At 65.3% G+C, this 24,418-nt stretch carries 21 protein-coding genes, 1 tRNA gene, 1 other RNA gene and 1 pseudogene; 14 read left to right on the top strand and 10 right to left on the bottom strand.

Annotated elements, in window-relative coordinates; all coding sequences use genetic code 11:
* The first annotated feature begins 264 nt into the window (after positions 1-264).
* From C7W88_RS02440 to C7W88_RS02430, 3 genes are read left to right on the top strand one after another with little or no spacing between them, the layout of a single operon-like run.
* Entirely contained in the window at positions 265-990 is a 726-nt protein-coding gene (locus C7W88_RS02440; RefSeq protein WP_062345813.1) for a ParA family protein, read from the top strand.
* A 13-nt stretch (positions 991-1,003) separates the two neighbouring features.
* On the top strand, positions 1,004-1,528 hold the full coding sequence (locus C7W88_RS02435) for a hypothetical protein (RefSeq protein WP_118072364.1): 525 nt from the start codon (positions 1,004-1,006) through the stop codon (positions 1,526-1,528).
* A 20-nt stretch (positions 1,529-1,548) separates the two neighbouring features.
* Positions 1,549-2,859, top strand: coding sequence for an SPOR domain-containing protein (locus tag C7W88_RS02430; RefSeq protein ID WP_162895874.1), 1,311 nt, complete (start codon positions 1,549-1,551; stop codon positions 2,857-2,859).
* A gap of 68 nt (positions 2,860-2,927) precedes the next feature.
* On the opposite strand, the gene C7W88_RS02425 is transcribed toward C7W88_RS02430, so the two are convergent.
* Both C7W88_RS02425 and C7W88_RS02420 read right to left on the bottom strand, forming a co-directional pair.
* Positions 2,928-4,157, bottom strand: a complete 1,230-nt coding sequence (locus C7W88_RS02425) for a dihydroorotase family protein (protein ID WP_118072362.1) — start codon at positions 4,155-4,157, stop codon at positions 2,928-2,930.
* Complete coding sequence (locus tag C7W88_RS02420; protein ID WP_118072361.1) at positions 4,154-5,110, bottom strand: aspartate carbamoyltransferase catalytic subunit; 957 nt, start codon at positions 5,108-5,110, stop codon at positions 4,154-4,156. Before C7W88_RS02420 ends, C7W88_RS02425 begins: the two co-directional genes overlap by 4 nt.
* Positions 5,111-5,265: 155 nt before the next feature.
* Between C7W88_RS02420 and sppA the strand changes: the two genes are divergently transcribed.
* From sppA to C7W88_RS22485, 5 genes are all read left to right on the top strand, one after another.
* On the top strand, positions 5,266-7,098 hold the full coding sequence (gene sppA, locus C7W88_RS02410) for a signal peptide peptidase SppA (RefSeq protein ID WP_118072359.1): 1,833 nt from the start codon (positions 5,266-5,268) through the stop codon (positions 7,096-7,098).
* A gap of 66 nt (positions 7,099-7,164) precedes the next feature.
* A complete protein-coding gene (locus C7W88_RS02405; RefSeq protein ID WP_162895873.1) occupies positions 7,165-7,893 on the top strand; it encodes an SLATT domain-containing protein in 729 nt (242 codons plus the stop codon).
* A 229-nt stretch (positions 7,894-8,122) separates the two neighbouring features.
* A tRNA-Leu gene (locus tag C7W88_RS02395) sits at positions 8,123-8,207 on the top strand.
* Positions 8,208-8,276: 69 nt separating this feature from the next.
* Positions 8,277-9,839 (top strand): trigger factor, encoded by a 1,563-nt coding sequence (gene tig, locus C7W88_RS02390; RefSeq protein ID WP_118072357.1) that lies wholly within the window; start codon positions 8,277-8,279, stop codon positions 9,837-9,839.
* Positions 9,840-10,651: 812 nt separating this feature from the next.
* Positions 10,652-10,840, top strand: a complete 189-nt coding sequence (locus C7W88_RS22485) for a hypothetical protein (RefSeq protein WP_162895872.1) — start codon at positions 10,652-10,654, stop codon at positions 10,838-10,840.
* A gap of 32 nt (positions 10,841-10,872) precedes the next feature.
* On the opposite strand, the gene C7W88_RS23340 is transcribed toward C7W88_RS22485, so the two are convergent.
* Positions 10,873-11,097 (bottom strand): hypothetical protein, encoded by a 225-nt coding sequence (locus C7W88_RS23340; protein ID WP_240344775.1) that lies wholly within the window; start codon positions 11,095-11,097, stop codon positions 10,873-10,875.
* Here C7W88_RS23340 and C7W88_RS24580 point away from each other — a divergent pair.
* Positions 10,990-11,604 carry a thermonuclease family protein gene (locus C7W88_RS24580; protein ID WP_370073220.1) on the top strand — a complete coding sequence of 205 codons (615 nt, stop codon included), beginning with the start codon at positions 10,990-10,992 and terminating at the stop codon, positions 11,602-11,604. The two genes, C7W88_RS23340 and C7W88_RS24580, sit on opposite strands and share 108 nt — an antisense overlap.
* A 21-nt stretch (positions 11,605-11,625) precedes the next feature.
* On the opposite strand, the pseudogene C7W88_RS02380 reads toward C7W88_RS24580, so the two are convergent.
* Positions 11,626-13,176 (bottom strand): annotated as a pseudogene (locus C7W88_RS02380) (amidase); the annotation flags it as partial.
* Between the two features lie 85 nt (positions 13,177-13,261).
* On the opposite strand from C7W88_RS02380, the gene clpP reads away from it, so the two are divergent.
* Together clpP and clpX are read left to right on the top strand one after the other, a co-directional pair.
* On the top strand, positions 13,262-13,954 hold the full coding sequence (clpP, locus tag C7W88_RS02375) for an ATP-dependent Clp endopeptidase proteolytic subunit ClpP (RefSeq protein WP_118072355.1): 693 nt from the start codon (positions 13,262-13,264) through the stop codon (positions 13,952-13,954).
* Positions 13,955-14,104: 150 nt separating this feature from the next.
* Positions 14,105-15,361 (top strand): ATP-dependent Clp protease ATP-binding subunit ClpX, encoded by a 1,257-nt coding sequence (gene clpX / locus C7W88_RS02370; protein ID WP_118072354.1) that lies wholly within the window; start codon positions 14,105-14,107, stop codon positions 15,359-15,361.
* A gap of 108 nt (positions 15,362-15,469) precedes the next feature.
* Here clpX and C7W88_RS02365 read toward each other — a convergent pair whose 3' ends face one another.
* The 6 genes from C7W88_RS02365 to C7W88_RS02340 all read right to left on the bottom strand — a co-directional run bounded on the left by C7W88_RS02365 (position 15,470) and on the right by C7W88_RS02340 (position 19,690).
* Complete coding sequence (locus C7W88_RS02365; protein ID WP_118072353.1) at positions 15,470-16,045, bottom strand: fasciclin domain-containing protein; 576 nt, start codon at positions 16,043-16,045, stop codon at positions 15,470-15,472.
* Between the two features lie 351 nt (positions 16,046-16,396).
* Positions 16,397-17,350, bottom strand: a complete 954-nt coding sequence (locus C7W88_RS02360; protein ID WP_118072352.1) for a cation diffusion facilitator family transporter — start codon at positions 17,348-17,350, stop codon at positions 16,397-16,399.
* 43 nt (positions 17,351-17,393) lie between these two features.
* Positions 17,394-17,805: RNase P RNA component class A (gene rnpB, locus C7W88_RS02355), an RNA gene on the bottom strand.
* Positions 17,806-17,829: 24 nt separating this feature from the next.
* Positions 17,830-18,534 (bottom strand): N-acetylmuramoyl-L-alanine amidase, encoded by a 705-nt coding sequence (locus tag C7W88_RS02350; RefSeq protein ID WP_118074527.1) that lies wholly within the window; start codon positions 18,532-18,534, stop codon positions 17,830-17,832.
* A 6-nt stretch (positions 18,535-18,540) separates the two neighbouring features.
* On the bottom strand, positions 18,541-19,188 hold the full coding sequence (locus C7W88_RS02345; protein WP_118072351.1) for a histidine phosphotransferase family protein: 648 nt from the start codon (positions 19,186-19,188) through the stop codon (positions 18,541-18,543).
* A gap of 79 nt (positions 19,189-19,267) precedes the next feature.
* Complete coding sequence (locus C7W88_RS02340) at positions 19,268-19,690, bottom strand: Mov34/MPN/PAD-1 family protein (protein WP_118072350.1); 423 nt, start codon at positions 19,688-19,690, stop codon at positions 19,268-19,270.
* 511 nt (positions 19,691-20,201) lie between these two features.
* On the opposite strand from C7W88_RS02340, the gene C7W88_RS02335 reads away from it, so the two are divergent.
* The 3 genes from C7W88_RS02335 (at position 20,202) to C7W88_RS02325 (ending at position 24,411) form a co-directional block, all read left to right on the top strand.
* A complete protein-coding gene (locus C7W88_RS02335) occupies positions 20,202-21,959 on the top strand; it encodes a HAMP domain-containing methyl-accepting chemotaxis protein (RefSeq protein ID WP_118072349.1) in 1,758 nt (585 codons plus the stop codon).
* The gene (locus C7W88_RS02330; RefSeq protein WP_118072348.1) at positions 21,956-23,125 is read left to right on the top strand and encodes a carbohydrate porin; all 1,170 of its coding nucleotides are present in this window, start codon (positions 21,956-21,958) and stop codon (positions 23,123-23,125) included. Before C7W88_RS02335 ends, C7W88_RS02330 begins: the two co-directional genes overlap by 4 nt.
* 869 nt (positions 23,126-23,994) lie before the next feature.
* Positions 23,995-24,411: a secondary thiamine-phosphate synthase enzyme YjbQ gene (locus C7W88_RS02325; RefSeq protein ID WP_118072347.1), complete on the top strand. Its 417-nt coding sequence runs from the start codon at positions 23,995-23,997 to the stop codon at positions 24,409-24,411.
* Positions 24,412-24,418 lie beyond the last annotated feature (7 nt).

The raw sequence follows: 24,418 nt of genomic DNA, 5'->3' as shown, positions 1-24,418 counted from the left end.
CCTGTTCGGGTCTGTGCCCGGTTGCGATTCCGGCCTTGCTGCGCGGGCGGTATAGTCAACGAGGCGTTAGCGAAGTCTTAGCGACGGTCTGTGGCCCGAAAAGCGCGTAAGCCCCGACGTTCTTCATGCCAGATCCGCAGTCGGCCGTCTCCGGAATGGAGCCGACGTTAACCGAAATTTCAGTCCGATCTGCGAATCCGGACGCGAAGAGAACGTGGCGTGCGCCTGCATCATTGCGAGGTGCGACTATCAGGGGGTTTGGCTTTGCGCGTACTGGCATTGGCATCGCAGAAAGGCGGATCGGGCAAGACCACGCTGTCCGGTCACCTCGCCGTCCAGGCCCAGCGCGCTGGAGCTGGGCCGGTCGTGCTGATCGACATCGACCCGCAAGGCTCCCTTTCCGACTGGTGGAACGAGCGCGAGGCCGAATTTCCGGCCTTTGCCCAGACAACTGTCGCCCGCCTTGCTTCCGACCTCGTGATCCTGCGCCAGCAGGGCTTCAAGCTCGCGGTCATCGATACGCCGCCGGCCATCACCATGGCGATCCAGTCGGTGATCTCGGTTGCGGAACTGATCGTCGTGCCAACCCGCCCCAGCCCGCACGACCTGCGCGCCGTCGGTGCCACGGTTGACCTGTGCGATCGCGCCGGCAAGCCGCTGATCTTCGTTGTCAACGCCGCCACGCCCAAGGCGCGCATCACCTCGGAAGCTGCCGTGGCGCTTTCGCAGCACGGCACGGTGGCCCCGGTCACGCTGCACCACCGCACCGATTTTGCCGCCTCGATGATCGATGGCCGCACGGTCATGGAATGCGATCCCGGCGGCAAGTCGGCGGCAGAAGTCGCTGCCTTGTGGACCTACATTTCCGAGCGCCTCGAAAAGAACTTCCGCCGCACGGTCTTTGCCGTGCCGCAGCAGGCCGCCGCGATCCCGATGGCTGGCGCGCCGCGCCCGATGGGTGGCTTCGGCCGCCGCGTCGTCGGTTCCTGAGGAGGCGCGGCCCATGAGCGCTTCCAAGCCTCTCGCCTCGCTTTCGCCCAGCCTGCTCGCCCGCAAGGGCGCTGCCCGTCCGGCCATGCGCCCGCAACTGGCCATCAGCTACGAAGAGCAGAGCCAGTTCGTCTCGCAGGACGATCTGGGCTGGAACGACCTTGGCGAAGACATCGCCGAGATCGCCGCCCCGGCCCAGATGGAGCAGCCGGTTGTCGTCCAGCAGATCGAGTCGCTGGCCGAGAAGGTTGCCGCCTTCGCAAAGCCCGCGCAGCCCGGCGAATTTGCGTCGGTGGCGTCGGTCAAGATTGCGCGCAGCCGTGTGAAGGGCGGCAAGCCGGTCCGCTCCGCGCTGCAGGAAGGCCGCAAGGCTGCCTTCACTTTGCGCCTCGACAACTACCGCCACATGCGCCTGCGCCTGGCCTGCACGCTCGAAGATCGCAGCGCGCAGGAACTGGTGACCGAGGCGCTCGACCGCTTTCTCGCCGAACTTCCCGGGCTTGAAGACCTCGCCCGCCGCGCCGTGACGCGCAACTGACGCCTGAGGGAACCATGGACATGATCACCGCCTTCGCACCCAATCGCGCCGCTCGCCTGGTGATGTCCACCGCGCTGGCCGCCGGCGTCCTGACCGGCTGCGCCAGCGGCGGCGCTCACCCCGACAAGTACGCATCGTCGGCCCAGACCGCGCTGGCCAAGGGCACCACGACGGCCGCGATCGACAATGCCGAAAAGGCCGTGCTGGCCGATCCGCGCAACGCCGCCTATCGCGTGCTGCTCGGCAATGCCTACCTCAAGGCGGGCCGCTTCGAATCCGCGCGCCAGGCCTATGACGATTCGATGGAGCTTGGCGAAGACTCGAGCCGTACCGCGCTCAGCCTGGCGCTCGCCGATATCGCGCTCGGCCGCCATGCCGAAGCGATCGACACCCTGAACTCCTATCGCGACAGCCTTGCCGCTTCGGACTACGGCCTCGCGCTGGCGCTTGCCGGGCAGCCGCAGCAGGGCGCACAGATCCTCGCCCAGGCCCTGCGCGGTGGCGAGAACACGCCCAAGGTCCGCCAGAACCTCGCGCTTGCTTATGCGCTGTCCGGCCAGTGGCGCGAAGCCCGCACCATGGCCGCGCAGGACGTGCCGGCCAGCGAGCTTGGCGATCGCATGGAACAGTGGGCGCTGATGGGCTATTCCGAACGCACCCGCGATCGCGTCGCCGGGCTGCTCGGCGTGCCGCTGCGGGGTGACACCGGCCAGCCGCAGGCGCTGGCACTGGCGAACTTCCCGGCGACGGAACAGCTGGCCGCAGAAGCTGCCACCCGCGTGGAGCCAGAAGCCGCCGCCGCCGCACCGGCGCTCGCGGAAGCTGCGGTCAAGGAGTTGCCTGCGACCGAGCCTGAGGCACCAGCACCGTCGCTTGCCGATTCCTCGTCGCAATCGCAGCAGGCACAGCTTGCTCTGATCGATCTGCCCGCCTCGCAACCGGCTGCTGCACAGGCCTATGTTCGCCCCGCGACCGTTCCGGCGCGCAAGGCACCAGTCGCCGCAAAGCCCGTCGCGACTCCTGCAAAGGCTGGCACTCATCTCGTCCAGCTCGGCTCGTTCGCAACGCCCGAGGGCGCGCGCCGCGCCTGGCGCCATTACACCGCGCGCAACCCCGAACTGAAGGGCTTCACCAACGTGACCACGAAGGTCTCGGTCAATGGCAAGCAGTTCTGGCGCGTGCAGGCTGCCGGCTTTGGCGGACAGGCATCGGCCAGCAGCATGTGCGGATCGGTCAAGTCGCGCGGCGGCGTGTGCCTGGTTCTGCGCGGCAATGCGCCGGCCATGCCCGGTCAGCAGCGCCCGGCCGAAAGCCGCATGGCCAAGCGCTGAACTTCGAAAGTTACCGTGTGAGAGCGGGCGGGGGGCGCGGGACCAAAGGGTCCCGCGCCCTTCTCGCGTCAGCTGACCTGCTTGCCGCCCTTGAACAGCGCGGTCACGCGGCCCTCGACCGGACGGCGGTCGAACGGGGTATTGCCCGCCGCAGCTGCCATCTTGTCGGAATTGACGATCCACGGACGCGCGGCATCGACCACCGCGATATCCGCTTCCATGCCGGTTTCGAGCCGCCCGGCCTCCACGCCCAGCAGCCGCGCCGGATTGGCGCAGAGCAGTTCGAACGCGCGCGTCATGGTGATCACGCCATCGCGGACCAGTGTCAGCGTCAGCGGCAGCAGCGTTTCGGCCCCGGCCATGCCCGGTTCGGCATCGGCAAAGGGCAGGCGCTTGTCTTCCGGGCCGCGCGGATCGTGGCCTGACGAGATCACGTCGATCGTGCCATCGCCAATCGCCGCGATCACCGCCTTGCGGTCTGCGTCCTGCCGCAGCGGCGGCGACATCCGGCAGAAGGTGCGGAACCCGACCAGTTCGAGGTCCGACAGGATGAAGTGCGCAGGCGTCACGCCCGCCGTCACCTTCACGCCACGCGCCTTGGCCGCCCGCACCAGATCGAGCGCCCGCGCCGTCGTCACTTGCCGGAAATGCACATGCGCGCCGGACAGCTCGGCCAGCGCAATGTCGCGCGCGACGGCCAGCGCCTCGGCCTCGGCAGGGGCGCTCGGCAGGCCCAGCCGCGTTGCCACGTCGCCCGCCGTCGCCACCGCGCTGCCGGTGATCCCTGCGTCCTCGGCATGAGTCACGACCACCAGCCCGAGCATCGCGCAATAGCGCAGCAGCCGCAGCATCACGCCCGAATCCGCGATCCAGCCGCGCCCAGTCGCCACTGCCTTGGCCCCGGCATCGCGCATCAGCGCCAGCTCGGCCAGTTCCGTGCCCTCAAGCCCGCGCGTCGCTGCGGCCAGCGGGTGAACCCACATGTCCGGCTTGCCCGACTGCGCGGCAAAGCGCACCCGCGCCGGATGGTCGAGCACCGGCCTCTGATCCGGCATCAGCGCCGCCCGGGTGATCCCGCCGAAGTGGAACGCGGGCTTGTCGATAGCAAAGACGCCAAGGTCGACCAGACCCGGCGCGATCAGCTTGCCGCCTGCGTCAAAAACCTCGTCGCCATCCTGCGGCGTGACATCGCCGACAGCCACGATCCGCCCGCCTTCGCAGCGCAGCGCACCCGCAACCGGCTCGCCCGACGCCAGCACCAGCTTACCGCCAGTGATCGTCAGAGGTTGTGCGATCATGCCGGAACTCCCTCAGCTGCCCAACCCGGCACGCCGCGTGCCCTGCGGGTCAGCACTTCAAGGCAGGCCATGCGGATCGCCACGCCCATTTCCACCTGCCGCGTGATCAGGCTGCGCGTGGGGTGGTCAGCCACGGTCGAATCGATCTCTACGCCGCGGTTCATCGGCCCCGGGTGCATCACGAAGGCATCGGGCTCGGCCCTGGCCAGCCGCTCCGGCGTCAGGCCATAAAGATGGCGGTATTCGCGCGGGGAGGGGATGAACTGGCCGGACATGCGCTCCTGCTGCAGGCGCAGCATCATCACGATGTTGGCGCCCTTCAATGCCGCGTCGAAATCATGGAACGGCGTCACGCCCATCGCCTCGATCTCGGCCGGCATCAGCGCGGGCGGCGCGCAGACCCGCACGTCGGCGCCCAGCGCGGTCAGGCTCAGGATGTTCGATCGCGCCACGCGGCTGTGCAGGATGTCCCCGCAGATCGTCACCTTCAGACCGTTGAGGTCCGATCCCACCGGCAGCCCCAGCGCATGGCGCATGGTCAGCGCATCCAACAGGGCCTGCGTCGGATGCTCGTGCTGCCCGTCGCCCGCATTCAGCACCGGGCAATCGACCTTCTCGGCAATCAGCCGCACCGCGCCCGAGCTGGCATGGCGGATCACGATGGCATCGGCGCGCATCGCATTCAGCGTCATCGCCGTGTCGATCAGCGTCTCGCCCTTCTTCACGCTGCTGGTGGCGGCGTGCATGTTGACCACGTCCGCGCCCAGCCGCTTGCCCGCGATCTCGAAGCTCAGGAGCGTGCGGGTCGAGTTCTCGAAGAAGGCGTTGATGATCGTCAGACCATTGAGCAGATCGGTCTTCTTCTTCGGCTGCCGGTTCAGCTCCACCCATTGCTCCGCCTCGTCGAGGAGGTAGAGAATCTCGTGGCGCGCAAGCTGGCCGATGCCGGTCAGGTCACGGTGCGGGAAGGCGAGGCCGCCCGCTGGATAGCGGCCCGCTTGGGGTGGGTTGAGCTTTGCATTAAAGCCAGTTCCCTAGAGGGCAGGCCCGCCATTCTCAAGCCGTTTCCCGCTGGCTTTGCACCGCCGTCCACAATAGTCTGCGCCCTATGAGCTTTGCCAAATCGGTCTGGAAGATCCTCGTCGCCATCAAGGACGGTCTCGTCCTGCTGTTCCTGCTCCTGTTCTTTGCAGGACTCTACACCGTCCTCACGCTGCGGCCCGCCCCCGGCATGGTCCGCGAAGGTGCGCTGTACCTGCCGCTCGATGGCCGCGTGGTGGAAGAAGCGAGCGAGGTTTCGCCCACGCAATTGCTGTCAGGGCAAACGCCTGAGCCGGAATACACCGCGCGCGACGTATCCCGCGCCATTGCCGCCGCGGCTGACGACAAGCGCATCAAGGCCGTCGTGCTCGATCTCGAAGCTTTCGGCGGCGGGTCCGCCGTCCACCTCAGCCAGATCGGCGCGGCGATGGACAAGGTGCGCGCGGCCAAGAAGCCGGTCCTCGTCCGCGCGCTGATCTACACCGACGATGCGATGCAGCTTGCCGCGCACTCGTCCGAAGCATGGGTCGATCCCATGGGCGGCGTTGCCATCAGCGGCCCCGGGGGCACGCTGCTGTTCTACAAGGGCCTGATCGACAAGCTGAAAGCCAACGTCCACGTCTTCAAGGTCGGCACCTACAAGAGCGCGGTCGAACCCTATATCCGCGCCGAAATGTCGCCCGAGGCGCGTGAGGCGATGCAGGCCGTTTATGGCACGCTGTGGCAGAACTGGCAGGACGAGGTGAAGAAGGCCCGTCCCAAGGCTGACCTCACGCTTGCCACCACCGACCCGGCGAAGTGGGTGCGTGACAACGGCAACGATGCCGCGCAGGCTGCGCTCAAGTCCGGCCTTGTCGACAAGATCGGCGACCGCGTGGCATTCGGCCAGCGCGTCGCCCAGATCGTCGGTGCGGATGATGAAGAGGGGCTTGGCGCGTTCAAGGCCACCGAACTCCCGGTCTATCTGGCCGACAAGTCCGCGCCCAAACAGGGCAAGGCCGTCGCCGTCGTCACCGTCGCGGGCGAGATCGTCGATGGCGATGCTGGCCCCGGCACGGCGGGGGGCGACCGCATTGCCGATCTGATCGACGGCGTGACGCAGAGCGACGATTACGCAGGGCTCGTCCTGCGCGTCGATTCGCCGGGCGGTTCGGTCATGGCCTCCGAACGCATTCGTGCGGCGGTGGAGCGGGTCAAGGCCAAGGGCCTGCCGGTCGCCGTCTCGATGGGCAGCCTTGCCGCAAGCGGCGGGTACTGGGTCTCCACGCCCGCCCAGCGCATCTTTGCCGAACCGAGCACGATCACCGGATCGATCGGCGTCTTCGCCGTGCTGCCCACGCTCGAACAGACGCTGCCGCAATATGGCGTCACCACCGATTCGATCCGCACCACCCCGCTCTCGGGCCAGCCGGATCTCCTGGGCGGCCTCAGCCCGCAGGTGGAGGCGCTGCTGCAGGGACAGGTCGAACAGACCTACGGCCGCTTCCTCGGTCTCGTCGCCAAGGCGCGCGGCAAGTCCGCAGGCGACATCGACAAGATCGCCCAAGGGCGCATCTGGGACGGCGGCACCGCCCGCCAGCTCGGCCTCGTCGACCAGTTCGGCGGCCTCGACGATGCGGTGGCCTGGGTTGCCAAACAGGCCAAGGCCGAAACCTTCCACGCCGAATACATCGCCGACGAACCCAGCCCCTTCGCCCAGCTCCTCCGCCAAATGGAAACCGGCGAAGCGCCCGAGGCACGGGCGCATGACCTCGCGGGCGCGCTGGCGGCGCAACAGCAGGGCCTGCTGGCGCGGATGCAGGCCGATGTGATGCGCCTGATGGAAGGCGGCGGGATCAGGGCTTACTGTCTGGAGTGTGCGGGGAGGGAGCCATTTCCCAAAGAAGCCCAAAGGCATTAACTACGATGAGCTTGTTCGAAGCCTACATTCGGAATTTATAAGAGATTGCCAATTTTGGAGCGTTTGATGGAAAATGAGGGTCCAACCAATGGAGCAGATCAAAACAGCGAGAAATCTGATCTTGTAAATCAGATCGACAACCTCTTGTGGAATATCCGGAGCACAGCCGGTTCGCGCTTTGCAGCGGCAAAGCGGCTTGAGCGCCGTGATCGATCTTTGACAAGTCTTACGGCGTTTTCGTCGGCTTACATTATTATTTTAACCGTTCTTCCATACATCATAAAAAGCAGTCAGAGTGTTTCAGATAGAATCAATCTTGTCACTGTTGCAATGGCGGTGGTAGTTCTTGTTTCATCGCTTCTGCAGTATTCAAGTGGGGATATTGTCAATGCTGAGCAGTATCATAGATCTGCTTTGGAGCTTAAAGAGTTGAGGCGAGAAATAAAAGCAATGCGCGGGAGTTTAAGCATAGATCAGTTCATCGACTACTCGGCTAAGTATAGTAGAATACTTGAAAAATATTCGGTTAATCACGATGATATTGATTATCTGAGATATAAGCTCGAAAACCCTTCAGAGTTTGAAATGACCAAATGGCAGATTCGTCTCGGGAACCTTCGCCTGAGGACTGCGAACAGTCGCCCAGTCGTTTCACTGATTTTCGTAACTCTTGTGTGCGGATACGTGGCCTACTTCTCAATTTTTGCAGCTAATCCGGCGCAGCCGGCACCTCCTGCGGCGCGCCCGGCTGAACCTGATCCGGCTCGACCACCGGCGCTTCATCGGGCTGGATAACCGGCGGCACGCCGTCCGGTTCGGTCACCGGCGGGCTTTCGGGCGGGGACTGGGGTTCGATTCGGTCGGGTTGCGGGGAATCGGGGGTCGTGGCCATCGTGCGGCTCCTTGAAAGGTTCGAGCTTTCTTCCCCAACTCGCCTCCTCATACACTGTTCCACGCAGTAATTCCAAGGCGCTTGCCCTTTTCAAGCCACTGCGATAGGGGCACCGCTCGCTTTTCGCCGGATGCGGGCGTGGCGGAACTGGTAGACGCAGCAGGTTTAGGTCCTGCCATCGCAAGATGTGGGGGTTCGAGTCCCTTCGCCCGCACCAGTCCGCGCGCCGGCGTCCGAGTCAGCTTTTCCCGCGCATGCGCGTGACATACATGAAAGTTGGATCAGGATGCAGATCGTCGAAACCACCAACGAGGGCCTGAAGCGCGCCTACACCGTCACCATCCCCGCGGCCGATATTGCCGCCCGGGTCGAAGGTGAGGTCAAGAAGATCGCGCCGCAGGTGCGCATGCCCGGCTTCCGCCCCGGCAAGGTGCCCGCCAACCTCGTGCGCAAGATGCACGGCGCGCAGCTTCACCAGGAAGCCCTGAACACCACCATCCGCGAAGCGATGGACAAGCTGGTCGCCGACAACAAGCTGCGCCCCGCGATGCAGCCCGCCGTCGCCCTCGGCGAAGGCTATGACGAAGGCAAGGACGCCGAGCTGACCGTCGAGCTCGAAGTCCTGCCCCAGATCGAAGCGCCTGCGCTCGATGGCCTCAAGCTTGAAAAGCTGACCGTGCCCGTCACCGAAGCCGAAGTCGACGAAGCCGTCGCCCGCATCGGCGCCGGCCAGAAGTCCTTCACCGATGCCAAGAAGGGCGCGAAGGCCAAGGACGGCGACCAGATCATCATCGACTTCCTCGGCAAGGTCGATGGCGTTGCCTTCGAAGGCGGCGCGGCTGAAGACACCCCGCTCGAACTCGGCGCGGGCCGCTTCATCCCCGGCTTCGAGGAACAGCTCGTCGGCGTGAAGGCCGGTGACGAAACCGTCATCACCGTGACCTTCCCGGAAGACTATCCGGCCGAAAACCTCAAGGGCAAGGAAGCCACCTTCGACATCAAGGTCAAGGCGGTGAAGAACCCCGGTGAATTCGAAGCCAACGACGAATTCGCCAAGATGCTCGGCCTCGAAAGCCTCGAGCAGCTCAAGACCCTGCTTCGCGGCCAGCTCGAGCAGGAAACTGCCGGCCTGACCCGCACCCAGATGAAGCGCGCGCTGCTCGATCAGCTTGCCGCCGGTCACGACTTCGCCGTGCCGCCTTCGATGGTCGATGCAGAGTTCGAGCAGATCTGGGCCCAGCTTCAGCAGGAAGCCCAGAACGAAGAGAACCCGGAAGAAGCCCTGAAGGAAATCGAGGCCGAGAAGGACGATTACCGCAAGATCGCCGAACGCCGCGTGCGCCTCGGCCTGCTCCTGTCGGAAATCGGCCAAGCCAATGGCGTGACCGTTTCCTCGCAGGAAATGGAAATGCTGATCCGTCAGGCTGCCCAACAGTATCGCGAGCAGGACCGCCAGCGCTTCGTCGACTACGTGCGTTCGGAACCGCTTGCCGCCGCCCAACTGCGCGCGCCGCTCTATGAGGACAAGGTCGTCGACTTCCTGTTCGACAAGGCCGAAGTCACCGAGCGCGAAGTGACCAAGGAAGAGCTGCAGGCCGCGATCGAGGCCGAGGAAGGCGCTGCTGCCGCTTCGGCAAAGCCTGCCAAGAAGGCTCCGGCCAAGAAGAAGGCTGCCAAGGACGAAGCTCCGGCCGAGGAAGCTTCTGCTCCGGCTGCCGAGGAAGCGCCGAAGAAGAAGGCCGCTCCCAAGAAGAAGGCGGCTGATGAAGCCCCTGCTGCCGAAGCCGCCGCTGAAGATGCGCCTGCTCCCAAGAAGAAGGCTGCGCCGAAGAAGAAGGCCGAAGGCTGATCTCCATTTCGGACTGATCCGGCTCGCAAGGGCGGGATTTCTGACGGCCCGGCGCGCATCAGCACGCCGGGCCGTTGCCGTTTCTGGCCAGGCGCTACGTAATTGCGCGCCGCTTGAATGCGTATTTCGTTAGGAAAAACGCAGACCGTTCGGTTTCCGATCCATCTCCCGTTCGCACCCGAGTCGCATTGTGTCAGCATCCATCGGCAAGGAACCTCGTCTGGGGGAACTGCCATGCACACAGTCCGCAATCGCGTAGCCTCGCGTCCTCGTCCTCCGAAGATTTCAACCAGTGGCAGGGCGTCATCGAAGGGAAGGGCTTCACCGAAGGGTGGGGCATCACCGAAGGGGAAAGTGCCTCTGGCGCCAATGTCTGCGCGGGGGCGGCGGGAACCCTCGTTCCTTCTGCGCCAGCCAGATCCGCCGGCATTTCCGCAGCACCTGATCCTTCCCGCCCCGCGCGGCGCGGTCATCGCCAGCATCCCGTGGCCGGAAGCGCCGGTCCCACCCGCACCGAAGAAGCCCGCCAAGGTCGCCAAGGGCAAGAGCGTCAAACGCCGCCCGCCATCCGCCAGAAAGACCACCCGCAGCAAGCCGCAACGGCGCAGTAGCACCGGGGCCGTGCAAACGGTGGCGGCAACCTCAGCCGCTCCCCCGCCAGTGGAGCCGCCAGCACCCATGACCACGATCGACCTGCTCGACCGCGCGCTGGCGCTGGAGCCCGAAGTCCCCGAAACCTTGCCTCAACCCCTTTCGGCCACAGCCTCCGCAACCGTGGCCGAACCCACCCCGCTGCCGCGCTCGCACGCCCCATGCGTCTGCGCGGCAGCGGCCTTTTCGAATTCATCGCGCAATGGTTCGAAAGCCTGGCGGTCTGGCGCAGGACACGCGCACAACTTGGGCAAAAGCGCCGCAGCCTCGCTCGCGCCAATGCCCGCCAGCGCGCGCTGCAATCGCAATTCGAAGCGCTCGAGGCCCTGCAGGCGCAAACCAAATCCTAACCCTGCTTGCGCAAAGGGATGGCCTGCCCCGTTCAGGAGAATTCCCTTTGCGTGCCTTCCTTGCCCTGCTGCTTGCCACGATCCCGCTCCCCGCTGCCGCGCAGATCATCAGCGGCAATGCCACGGCATTGGATGGCGACACGATCGACATGACCGGCCAGCGCATCCGCCTGTTCGCAATCGATGCCCCCGAACTCGGCCAGAAATGCGCGCGCGGCGAAACGAACTGGGACTGCGGCGCAGAGGCGAAGCGTCATCTCGGCTTGCTGCTGCAGGAGGGCGAGGTGAAATGCAGGGTCCGCGGCCAGAACGCACAGGGCTTTGCGATTGGCGAGTGCATGATCTCCGAACGGGACCTGTCCGAAGCCATGGTCGCCGCCGGGTTTGCCGTTGCCATCGAAAACAGCCCCGGCGACGTGCCGTATCTTGAATTGGAACAGGGCGTGAAGACCACGAAGGCCGGCATCTGGGGTGGCACATTCGATTCGCCATCAGACTGGAGGAAGGCCCATCCCAAAGCCCGTATCGCGGCCAGCGTCAGCCCGAAAGCGCAAGGGGCAGCCCGATCCACGCGGGCGAGCGGGGGTCAAGTCTATCGCAACGCCTTCGGCTGCGCCATCAAGGGCAACGTCAGCCAGCGTAACGGCGAATACATCTACTACCTGCCCGGCATGAACTATTATGACGGCACGCGCCCCGAGCGGCTTTTCTGCACCGAGGCAGAGGCCCAGGCTGCAGGCTTCCGCCGGTCTCGCGGCGGCTAGACCGTGCTCTGGCGCGTCACTCCCCCAGCGCTTGAACGAGGGCACCGGTAGTGCCGTGGTCCGGGCGCGTTCATAGGCCGCGCCCGCTTCGAGCACGCGCTTGTCGTCCCACTTCGCGCCCATGATCGAAAGGCCGATGGGCAGCCCCTCTACCGCGCCCATCGGCACGGACAGGTGCGGATATCCGGCAATGGCCGCGAGATTGCCCGCGCCCACGCCAACGAAGTGATCGCCGAGCACGAGATCGATCGGCCAGGCCGGGCCTTCGGTCGGCGCGACAAGGAAGGTCACCTTGTTCTCGCGCAGCAGCCTGTCGATGCCTTCAGCGCCAGCCAGCCTGAGCGAATTGGCGCGCGCGGCCTCGTAGGCAGCCTTGTCTGTGGTCGCCTCGGCCTGTTCGAACACGTCCTGTCCGAACCAGCGCAGTTCCTCAGGGTGGGCCTTGTTGAAGGCGATCAGGTCGGCCAGCGACTTTGGCCCCTGCCTGCCGGGCAGCGAGCGCAGGTAGGCGCCCATGTCCTCGCGCAGTTCGTAGAGCAGCACGGTGAACTCGTCGCGGCCCATCTCCGGCGCAGGCTCGTATTCGATCTCGACGAGTTCTGCACCCGCAGCCTTCATGTCAGCCAGGGCCTTGCCGAACAGGGCGAGCAGCGCGGGGTGATTGCCCGCCTGCTTGCGCAGCACGCCGATGCGGACGCCTTTGAGGCTGGCACTGGCAAGTCCGCTGGTGAAGTCCGTCTTGCGCTTGTCCGCCTCCATGGTGGCAGCATCGGCGGGGTCGCTCCCGGCAAGAGCATTCATCAGCAGCGCGGCAGCCGCAACGCTGCGGGTCATCGGTCCTGCCGTGTCCTGGCTGTGGCTGATCGGGACGACGTGGGTGCGGCTGACCATGCCGACGGTGGGCTTGAACCCGACGATGCCGTTGACCGACGCCGGGCATGTGATCGAGCCATCAGTCTCGGTGCCTATGGCCGCCCATGCAAGGCCAGCCGCTATGGCCGAGCCGCTGCCCGAGGACGATCCGCAGGGCGTCCGGTCGATCGCATGCGGGTTCTTCGTCTGCCCGCCGATCGCGCTCCAGCCGCTTGACGAGGAGGACGAGCGGATGTTGGCCCATTCTGACAGGTTGGTCTTGCCCAGGATCACCACGCCTGCCTTGCGCAATCGCGCCACCAGTGGCGCATCGCGGCCGGTGACGCTGTCTTTCAGGGCGAGGCTGCCCGCCGTGGTGGGAAGGGGGCCTGCCATCTCGATGTTGTCCTTGATCAGCACAACCTTGCCCGAAAGCGGCCCCTTGATCGCCGTGGCGGCGGCTTCGTCCTTCGCGGCATCGGGATTGATCGCCAGCACCGCGTTGAGCCGCGGTCCGGAGTCATCAACTGCCGCGATCCGCGCGAGGTAATCTGCCGCGCTTTGTGCCGCGCCGGGCGAAGGCGTAAGTGCGGTCACTGCGAGAGCGATGCCAAGAAGCTGCAATTTCATCGGGGTGTCCTCGTCCGAACCTTGCCGCTGAAGCTGCGCAAGCGATCTCGCAGATGCAAGCGCCTTGGTGGAGGTGACACCATCGGGCAGGGAATTCCCCGGATTCGGGGTTAATGCCCTTGAACATCGCGCCGTGGCACGCGACATAGCGAAGCCTAACCATATGAGGATTTCCATGCTCGACCTGTTCGGCGCATCGAGTGCGCAAGGCAAATTCACCACCGATCCCGTCACCGGCGCGCTGATCCCGGTCGTGGTCGAACAATCGAGCCGCGGCGAACGCAGCTTCGACATCTATTCGCGCCTCCTGCGCGAACGCATCATTTTCGTGACCGGCGAAGTCGAGGACCACATGGCCTCGGTGATCATCGCCCAGCTTCTGTTCCTCGAGTCGGAAAATCCCTCGAAGGATATCTCGATGTACATCAACTCGCCGGGCGGCGTGGTGACGGCGGGTCTCGCGATCTACGATACCATGCAGTACATCCGCCCCCGCGTGTCGACCGTATGCATCGGCCAGGCTGCCTCGATGGGCTCGTTCCTGCTCGCCGCCGGTGAGCCGGGCATGCGCATCGCGCTGCCCAACGCCCGCATCATGATCCACCAGCCTTCGGGCGGCGCACGCGGCATGGCCTCGGACATCGAGATCCAGGCCCGCGAGATCCTGCGCATCCGCAAGCGCATGAACGACCTCTACGTCAAGTTCACCGGCCGCTCGCTCGACGAGATCGAGAAGGCGATGGACCGCGACACTTTCCTCGAAGCCGAGGAAGCCAAGAACTTCGGCCTCGTCGACAAGGTGTTCGAATCGCGTCCGACGACCGATTCGGTTGGTGGCGAGGAAGGTTCGGGCGGCGCGCCCGCATAAGGAAAAACCCTGAGGGGCAAGGCCTTAAGCCCAGCGAAAGGCTTTGCCCCCTAGGATCACGTTACTGTAATCGAGTCCGGTTGATTAATGCCCTTGCGGTAGTAGGATGATCGGGCCCGCCTCTCGTGGAGAGGCGCCTGGGATGGACGAATGACCAAGCTTTCCGGATCGGATACCAAGAGCACCCTCTACTGCAGCTTCTGCGGCAAATCTCAGCATGAGGTGCGCAAGCTGATTGCCGGGCCGACCGTGTTCATCTGCGATGAATGCGTCGAGCTTTGCAACGACATCATCCGTGAAGAGACAAAGGCTGGCATCGCCGGCAAGAAGGATGGCGGCGTACCCACCCCGCGCGACATCTTCGAGACTCTGAACGACTACGTGATCGGGCAGGACCGCGCCAAGCGCGTGCTCTCGGTGGCCGTTCACAACCACTACAAGCGCCTCAAGCACAGCGGCAAGGGCGGCGATGTCGAACTGTCGAAGTCGAACATCCTGCTTGTCGGCCCCACCGGTTCGGGCAAGACGCTGCTGGCGCAGACGCTCGCCAAGACCTTCGACGTGCCGTTCACCATGGCCGATGCCACCACGCTGACCGAAGCCGGTTACGTGGGTGAGGACGTCGAGAACATCATCCTCAAGCTGCTGCAGGCGTCCGACTACAACGTCGAGAAGGCGCAGCACGGCATCGTCTACATCGACGAGATCGACAAGATCAGCCGCAAGGCCGAGAACCCCTCGATCACGCGCGACGTTTCGGGCGAAGGCGTGCAGCAGGCCCTGCTCAAGCTGATGGAAGGCACCACCGCCTCCGTTCCGCCGCAGGGCGGGCGCAAGCATCCGCAGCAGGAGTTCCTGCAGGTCGACACCACGAACATCCTGTTCATCTGTGGCGGCGCCTTCGCGGGTCTGGACAAGATCATCGCCGACCGCCTGCAGAAGCGCTCGATCGGTTTCGGTGCGCACGTTGCCGATCCGGAAAAGCGCCGCGTTGGCGAGCTGCTCCAGAAGTCCGAGCCGGAGGATCTCCTCAAGTTCGGCCTGATCCCCGAATTCGTCGGCCGCCTGCCGGTGATCGCGACCTTGAACGACCTCGACATCGAGGCGCTGGTCAAGATCCTCAAGGAACCGAAGAACGCGCTGATCAAGCAGTATGCCAAGCTGTTCGAGCTGGAAGACGTGACGCTGACCTTCACCGACGACGCTCTCGAGGCGATCGCCAAGAAGGCCATCGAACGCAAGACCGGCGCGCGCGGGCTGCGCTCAATCGTCGAAGGCCTGCTGCTCGACACCATGTTCGACGTGCCGACCGAGACCGACATCAACGAGGTCGTGGTCGACAGGGACGTCGTCGAAGGCCGCAAGGAACCGATCCGCGTCCACAAGGGCAAGGAAGAAGCGGCCTGATTGCTAGCTTCGACTGAACACAAAAAGGGCGGGTACCGAGAGGCACCCGCCCTTTTTATTGCCCGTTTCCCCTCCCGCAGGCAGGAGGGGCAGGGTTAGTCTACTGCCTCAGTTCGGCAGCGAAACCGCGTCGGTCACGTGGATCACGCCGTTCTTCTGCATCACGTCGGCCTGGGTCACATGGGCCATGCCGCCCTTTTCATCGGTGAGCATGACCGTGTCGCCCATCAGCGAGGCGGTGAGCTTGCCGCCGGCGACGGTGGTGAGTTCGGTCTTGCCGCCATCTGCCTTGATCTTGGCGACGAGCTGCGCGGCGGTCACCTTGCCGGGCACGACGTGGTAGGTGAGGACCTTGGCCAGCGCGGCCTTGTTTTCGGGCTTGAGCAGGGTGTCGACGGTGCCGGCCGGGAGCTTGGCGAAGGCAGCGTTGGTCGGCGCGAAGACGGTGAACGGGCCGGTGCCATTGAGCGTGTCAACCAGACCAGCGGCCTTCACGGCGGCGACCAGGGTGGTGTGATCGGCCGAGTTCACCGCGTTTTCGACGATGGTCTTCGACGGATACATCGCAGCGCCGCCGACCATCTTGGTCTCTTCATGGTGGTTGGCGAAGGCGGGCGTGACGAATACCGGCGCAGCGGTGGCGGCGGTGGCGGCGAGGGCCGCAATCAGGAACTTCGAGCTCATCGGTAACTCCTTGGTCGAAACGTGGCTTTGTCCGGCGCAAGATACGAGGCTGCCGGCCCGCCCCTCCGCTACCAGAGGTGGTGGCTGCACCGCGCGATTCCACATGACCCATGGTGCATGTAATTGATTATGAAGGGTTGTTTCGAAAAAATAGGCGCGCTGCGTGGGGCAGCGCGCCTGAAGAATTGGTGCCCCCGGCCGAAGGGAACGAGTAGCCGGGGATCAAGGGAGGAACCGAGGCGGAGGGGTATGTCTGCCCCGGTCGGAACGTCTCCGGCACCCGGTATGGCGCTCGGCGCCTTGTCTCGCGACATGTCTCTTGGGACATCACGGGATGCCCCATGGGGCTGTTTACACTACATTATCGTGCAACAGGGCGCATTCGTGGCCGTCAATTGTCTCGACCTGGACGGTGGCGTGGCCAATGCCGAAGTCATGGTCCAGCTCATGCGCGAGCTGGTGGAGGAAACTGTCACCCGGATGCCCGCCCGGCATCACGAGATGGGCGGTAAGCGCGGTCTCGGTCGTGCTCATTGGCCAGATATGCAGGTCGTGCACCGCTTCGACCCCGCTCAGCGAGTTGAGGAAGTGCCGCACCTTGCGCTCGTCGATCCCCGGCGGAACGGCGTGCAGGCTCATGCGCAGCGAATCCTTGAGCAACCCCCATGTCCCGACCGCGATGATGCCGACAATGAGCAGGCTGGTGACCGGATCGATCCATTGCGCCCCGGTCAGCGTGATCAGCAGGCCGGCAACGACGACGCCGGCTGAAACCGCAGCGTCTGCGGCCATGTGCAGGTAGGCGCCGCGGATGTTGATATCGTGCTTGCGGCCGCGCATGAACATCAGCGCCGTGGCGGTGTTGATGACGATGCCGACGGCAGCCACCGCCATGACCGGGCCACCCGCGACCGGCTCCGGCTCTATCAGCCGGCGGATCGTCTCGACCAGAATGGCGCCCAGCGCCACCAGCAGGAACGCGGCGTTGCCAAGGGCGGCAAGAATCGAGCTGGATTTGAAGCCATAGGTGAAGCGGGCCGAGGGCGGCCGTGCCGCGAGCACGCTGGCGGTCCAGGCGATGACGAGGCCGAGCACGTCGGACAGGTTGTGTCCGGCATCTGCCACCAGTGCCATCGAACCGGCGATGACGCCATAGACCGCCTCGACCACGACAAAGCCCAGGTTCAGCGTGATGCCGACGGCAAAGGCCCGGCCGAAGCTGGCAGGGGCGTGGCTGTGACCGTGATGATCATGGGCGTGCCCATGATCATGTTGGATGTGGTGATGATGGTGGCCGCCGGACATGGGATGCGTCCTAACAACTTACACGCCTGTAGGAAACCATCGAAGCGCCAGGGGGCCTGTAAGCCGGGTTCTGTAGCGCCGACGGTATCCTATACAGGACCGTATCGCCGCTGGCAGCCATTCCTCTAGGCGGACCGTTGCCGGAACGCTCAAGCAATCAACCCGGACTGCTGGCCCGAAACCGGCCTGCCCATTGCTGGACGCGCAGTCCCTATTCGATCTTGCTCCGGGTGGGGTTTGCCGTGCCGCTTCCGTTGCCGGTCGCGCGGTGCGCTCTTGCCGCACCCTTTCACCCTTACTCGCCCTTGCGGACTAGCGGTCTGCTCTCTGTGGCACTTTCCCTTGACCCTCCACCTTGCGGCGTCAGGCCCGGCGGGCGTTACCCGCCACCCTTGTTTCGTGGAGCCCGGACTTTCCTCGGGATCTTGCGATCACGCGGCTGCCCGGCCCCCTGGCGAGCGGTCACCTAGCATGGCCCCCTATCTGGCCAAGCCCATGTCGCGTTCCAACAGGAGTTCGAAGAGCAATGCGCCGATCTGTCCATCGACCTGGCCATCGATCCGCTGTGGGCGCCAGCGCCGCTGGAAGGCGCGCACGGCGGCTGCCTGATCGGAAATGTCATAGCCGAAGCGCTCGAGCGCGAGGAAGAACGCCGCCTCGTTGTCGTAGAGCAGGCGCATCGAGAGCTTGGGGGTGGGCAGGCAGAGGCGGTGGCGGGCAAGCAGCTCCCACGGGAAAAGCTCGCCGGGGTCTTCCTTGCGGGCAGGGGCAACGTCGGAGTGGCCGACCACGTTGGCGCGGGGCACGTTGTGTCGCTTGACGATGTCGGCCAGCAGCGGCAGCAGCGCCTCGATCTGGGCATCGGGGAAGGGGCGGTAGCCGAATTCATGGCCGGGATTGACCAGTTCGATCCCGACGCTCGCCGAATTGACATCGGTGATGCCGCGCCACGACGAGCGTCCGGCATGCCACGCGCGCTTGTCTTCGTCGACGAGGCCGGTGACGGTGCCGTCCTCGTCGATCAGGTAATGCGCCGAGACTTCCGCTGCCGGATCGCAGAGCCGGTCGAGCGCCGCCTGCGCAGTCTCCATGCCGGTATAGTGCAGCACCACCATGTTGACCGGCAGCTTGCGCTCGTTCCAGTTCGGCGATGGCACCTCGCGATGGACGAGCCAGCGGCGCATCATCGATCAGGCAGCCGGGAGCACTGCGCCCATGACCAGGCTTTCCGCCGTGACGTGGACCTGCACGCCGCCGCCGACCGAGGCGGCAAGCTGCTGGACCATCGCGGCGGGCGCCGTCTTGCTGGACAGTTCGCTCATCGGCAGGGTGCCTTCGAGCGCTTGGCCGACAGCCGGATCGAACGCAACGCGCTGTCCGGCGGCGCGCACGACGATCTCGATCGCGCCGCCGTTCACCTCGGCGCCGATATCCAGCGTGCCGCCGCGGACCAGCGCGTCGAGCCCGATCAGGGCCAGGTTGAGCAGGGTCTTCACCGCCGGCTTGGCGAGGGCGTCGACGCCGAACATCCAGTTCACAGCGACGCGGCCGTTGCTGCCGGCCAGCGCGTCGATCAGGGCGCGCGCCTCGTTCACCGGCACGGAGTCGCCGAAGCCGCCTGCCGCACCGAAGGCAAGGCGGAAGAACTTGAGCTTGTCGGCCGATGCCTTCGCGCTCTGTTCGAGCAGTTCGAAGCAGCGCTGGCGCATTTCGGGGTCTTTCTCCTCGACAAGGAGTTCGAGACCGTTGGAAAGCGCGCCCACCGGGCTGAGCATGTCATGGCAAAGGCGCGAGCAGAGCAGGCTGGCGAGATCGAGCGCGGAAGCAGGTGCTGTCATGTTCTGATGGAAGGCCTTTTTGGATCAGTGGTCTGCGCAAGGGACTCTGTGCGAGCAAACGGGTTGATGGCTTACAGCCTTAGCCAGCGATGATCGCATAGGAAAGCGCTTCGAACCCGTTGGGGCCATCGTGCCAACACGTAATTGCCCACGGCTTGTCCCGTTGGCCGTCGCTGAGCGGCGCGGCAATCGCCCAGATCTTGCCATCGTGCGCGGCGCTGGCTGCGTCGGTGGTGGACGGGCGGGCAAGGCCATTGGGATGCGAGTGGAAATAGCCGAGCACTTCCGGCCCGCCGGCCCGCGCCGCCTTGTGCGCGGCGATCAGCGCGGCGGGATCGATCTCGAAGTGGCGGAGCGGATCCTGTGCAACGTTTGTCGTCCGAACCGCCTGCTCGATGTGCGAGCCGCTGCCGAGCAGGATGCCGCAGGCTTCGGCCGGAGCGGCCTCCTGCGCCGCAGCGATGATCGCGGCCATGGCACTCGTGTCGATCTGGAGCGGCATGGGCAAGCTTTGCAGGAAGGGGGCAATAGTTGCAAGTGCAGCGCCCGAACTCCTGGGAGACGCCAGTAATTGTGCTGCGCGCGATAGTTAACTTGATGAGTAGGCGGCGTGGACAAATTCCACAACGCCACGGCTGGAGGCAAAAACCGCCAGTTCAAGGAGGCGAGGAAGCGCAATATCGGGAATATTGTGCGACGAGCCGACGCCGAAATGGCGGTTTTTGGTCCAGCCCCGCAGGGGTTGCCCTGTAAAAGGCCTTGGCAGCGTTGCTCGGCCTTGAAAGAGGCCCACTCTTCCTGCGCCCTCGCGCCTCGCCAAGGCCTTTTACAGGGGAACCGTGGTGTTGTGGAATTTGTCCACGCCGCCTAGCGCCTTGGTTGAATGCCGGCAATTGCCCCCGTGGAATTACCTAAGGCCCTGCTTGGCCTATGTTTGCTGTTCCGCTGCACACTGCCGAACCTGTTGAAGCACCAGCGCAATGCTTGCGGTGCTCTGAGATACGGAGCGTCAGGTGGTTTCTGGGCAATCGATAAAGCGCAAGGTCACGATAGGCTGCCTGATCCTCGGCGCCGGGGCGCTGGCTTCGACCGCGCTCAGCATGGGCGGGATGTGGCGGCAGGAACTGGCGGTGGCCGAACTCAACGCCGCAACCGGCCTGTTGCGCGATCACATGGAGGCCGACATGGGCCATGATGCGATCCGGGGCGAGGTTGTCAGCATCGTCGCGGCCCGTCAGACCGCAGCGATTGACGGCGCAGAGGCCGCGCGTGAGCTCAAGGCGCGACTGGGCGAGTTCGAGAACCGGATGGCGCCAACGGCGCGGGCAACCGATGCGCCGCAAGTGCTCGCCGCGCGCAAGGCGGCGGACCCGGCGTTCCGGGACTACGTTGCGATCGGACGGTCGATCGCGGCGGCGGCAGAGCAGGGCGCGGTCCCCGACGACGCCGAGTTGCAGCGCTTCCAGCAGCGGTTCAGCCAGCTCGAAGGCGAGATGGCCAAGATTTCGGATGCGGTCGAGGCCCATGCTGCGCAGACAGTCAGCGCGGCCGATGCGGTTGCGCAGCAGGCGCGGCTTATCTCGCTCGCGAGCCTGCTGCTGCTGTTGCTTGCCCTCGCCTGGGTCGCCCGTTATGCGCGGCGGGATCTGGTGACCGCGATCATCGCCATCTCGGAGCGGGTACAGGCGATGGCTGCGGGGCGGCTCGACGTGACGATGGCGGGCGAAGACCGGCCAGATGAGATCGGCGACCTGGCGCGTGCTGTGGTGGAACTGCGCGACAACCTGAGCGAGGCACGGGCCGACACGGCACGGCAGGCCGAAGCCATTGTCGCCTCGATCGGTACCGGCCTCAGCGAGCTTGCTGCGGGCAATCTTGCCTATCGCATCGACGTTCCGCTTTCAGGGCCGTTCGAAAAGCTGCGGCGCGATTTCAACGGGGCGCTGGGCGAACTGGGTTCGGCGCTGGCCAAGATGCAAGCGTCGACCGAGCGGCTGCACGGCGTGGCGCGCGATATCGGCGGGGCGGCCGGAGACCTGTCGAACCGCAACGCCAACCAGGCGGCGAGCCTTGAGGAAACCGCCGCTGCGATCGCCAGCCTGGCGCAGCGGGTGCAAGGATCGACCGAGGCGGTCTCGACCGCGCGCACTGCCGTCGATCAGGTCGGGCAGGAGATCAATCGCGGTGGCGAAGTGATCCAGCACGCCGAAGCGGCGATGGACCGCATCGAGAGCGCGGCGCAGGAGATCGGCTCGATCGTCAGCGTGATCGACGGGATCACCTTCCAGACCAACCTGCTCGCGCTCAACGCCGGTGTCGAGGCGGCGCGCGCCGGAGATGCCGGCAAGGGCTTTGCCGTGGTGGCGAACGAGGTGCGCGCGCTGGCGCAGCGCAGCGCGGATGCCGCGCGTGAGATCAGGGACCTGATCACCAATGCCTCGGGCGAGATCGGCAATGGCGTGACGCTGGTGCGCGATGCCGGATCGAGCCTGCGCGCCATCACGGGGCAGATGGACGAGATCAACCGGGTGATGGAAGTGGTCGAGGCGGGCGCGAGCGAGCAGGACCTTTCGCTGCGCTCGATCGATGCCACGTCAAAGCAGATCGAGCAGATCACGCAGAGCAACAGCGCGGTGGCCGAACAGGTCAGCGATGCCAGCCACATGGTGATCGCCTCTATCGAGGAAGTCGTGCAGCAATTGTCGCGCTTCGAGATCGGGCACGGCAGCCATGCCGCTGCGGTTGGGGCGACGAGGGCACTGGCGGCATGATCGGGCGGATGCTCTCTTGCGGCGTGGCCTTGGGGCTGGCGCTCGGCGCGCCTGGTGCGCAGGCTCAGGATGCGCCGCCGCCTCCGGTCGATCTGGCGGGTGAGGCGATTGTCGATCTGGCGCAGCTCGTTTCGGGAAACGGCGACCGCAAGGTGCGGGCGCTGACCAACGTGAATCTCACCGCCGATCTCGACCTTGCCCGGCTGATCGGGCTGGACGGGACCCGCGCCCACTTCCACGTCCTCGACAATCGCGGGGGGCGCCCCAACGATGCCGCGGCGACGCTGCAGGGCGTGGACAATATCGAAGTGCCCTATGCCGGTCTGCGCCTGTTCGAGGCATGGGTGGAGCGGGACATCGGCGGTGGCGGAGCGTCGCTGCGGATGGGTCTCTATGATGTGAACAGCGAGTTCTACGCCAACGATGCTGCGGGGCTGCTGATCGCTCCGCCCTTCGGAATCGGTTCGGAACTGGCGGCGACGGGGCCGAACGGTCCCTCGATCTTTCCCTCGAGCGCGCTGGCGGCGCGGCTCTATGTGCCGGTTGGCGAGGCGTTCGTGCGGCTGGGCGTGATCAATGCGCGGGCGAGCACGCTGGGGGACCGGGGTGGGGTGGATTTCAGCTTTCGCGATGGTGTGCTGCTGATCGGTGAGGTCGGGAGGTCCGAGGGGCGGCTGCGCGGCAACCTTGGCGTATGGCGCTACTCCCGCAATCCCGAGAACTGGTACGAAACCGCGCCGGATGGCTCGCCACTGCGCAAGCCTTCGCAAGGGGCCTATGCGGTGGTCGAGGGCGATCTTCTGCCTGAAGGCGGGGCGCGGCAAGTGACGGCGTTCCTGCGCGCAGGCCTGTCCGATCCGCATACGACGCCGTTTCATGGCGGTTTTCAGGCGGGGCTGTTGATGGCGCCGGCGCTGGCCTCGCGCCCGGACAGCCAGGTCTCGCTTGGGACGCACCACGCCTGGACGAGCAACCACTTCCGCGACGCCATGCGCGCCGAAGGTGGCAACCCCGGCAACGAGACGGTGGTGGAACTGACCTATTCCGACCAGATCGTGCCGTGGCTGGCGCTGCAGCCGGACGTGCAGTGGGTTCACCAGCCGGGAGGCGACCGCGATGTGCCCGATGCGGTGGTGGGGATCGTGCGGCTGACCTGGAGTTTTTGAGCGCTGGCTTAGCGCCGCTTGCCCACCCCGCTGCGACCAGCTTCACTGCGTTCAGCAAGTTTCGCGGCCCTCCCGCAAGCGGGAGGGGCTGGGGGTGGGCATCGCGGATACGCGATGTGGGAGATCATCCGCTGGCGAATGCGGACGGTAACGCCGAGGGGAAGCTGACAGATCGCGCGACCGGTGCGGTGCCGTTGTGGCACGCGCGGGATGGGGCGCGGGACCGGGTGCGAGTGGCTGGGGGCGGTTCCGGGCCCCTGATCGGCTCAGCCTGATGGTCGGACATAGGTGAGAGGACGAAGCTTTGGCAGCGGCTCGCGGGCTGCCTTGGCTTCTGGCAAGCGGCTGCGTGAAAAGAACCTGTCGTTTGCGCTGACTCAGTCGCACAATCATGGCGGGTTCCGCATCCGCAGCGTCGCTCAGGGTTCGGCGCCGTGCTATCAGCCCTGGGGTGTCCTGTCTGTCCTTGGGTAACGACAGTTGTTGCCCGGTGGGTCTTGGGCTTTACGCCCCTCGTTGAACCCAAGCGCACCTGTCGCACCGATCGCGCCGGAAGCATCCGCGCCAGACTCTGGGCATCGGCTTCCGAAGGGAGAGGAGCGGGTTGGCCTTGTGCCCTCTCCTGACCTGTGGGCGTGACGTATAACCTATATGGTTCGTTTTGTCAAGGTCTATCAGCGCGACCCCATCGTCATCCCGGACTTAACCCGGGATCCCGCTTTCTTGTCGCGAGGGTGTGCAGGAAGAAGAGCCCAGCCCCGGGTCAAGCCCGCGGCGACGGTGGTGTTTCGCGTGAGCTGACCGTGGGATTCCGATAGAAAGGACGGTTTCGCGCTTGGGCGCAGGAGAATTGCTGCCATAAAGGCCGCATGCGCCAGTCTGCCACCGAGATCGTCATTGCCACCCCGGGCCAAGGCCTGCACGAGATCACTCGCGACGTGGTGCGCTGGACTGGCGATCAGGGCATGACCACCGGCTTGCTGACCGTGTTCTGCCGCCATACCTCGGCTTCCCTGACCATTCAGGAAAACGCGGCGCATGAAGTGCGGGGCGATATCGTCCGCTGGCTTTCCCGTCTTGCGCCTGAAAACGATGGTTATGCCCACGATGATGAAGGTCCGGACGACATGCCGGCGCACCTGAAGTCGATCCTTACCGGCGTATCGCTGTCGATCCCGCTGGTTGGCGGACAGCTGGCGCTGGGCACCTGGCAGGGATTGTATCTGTGCGAGCATCGCAGGGCGGGCCATCGCAGGCGCGTGGCGCTGCATCTTCTTGGTGCTTGACCCGTCT

The organism is Novosphingobium sp. THN1 (assembly GCF_003454795.1).
GTDB lineage: Bacteria > Pseudomonadota > Alphaproteobacteria > Sphingomonadales > Sphingomonadaceae > Novosphingobium.
This window is presented reverse-complemented; position numbering and strand designations above follow the sequence as displayed.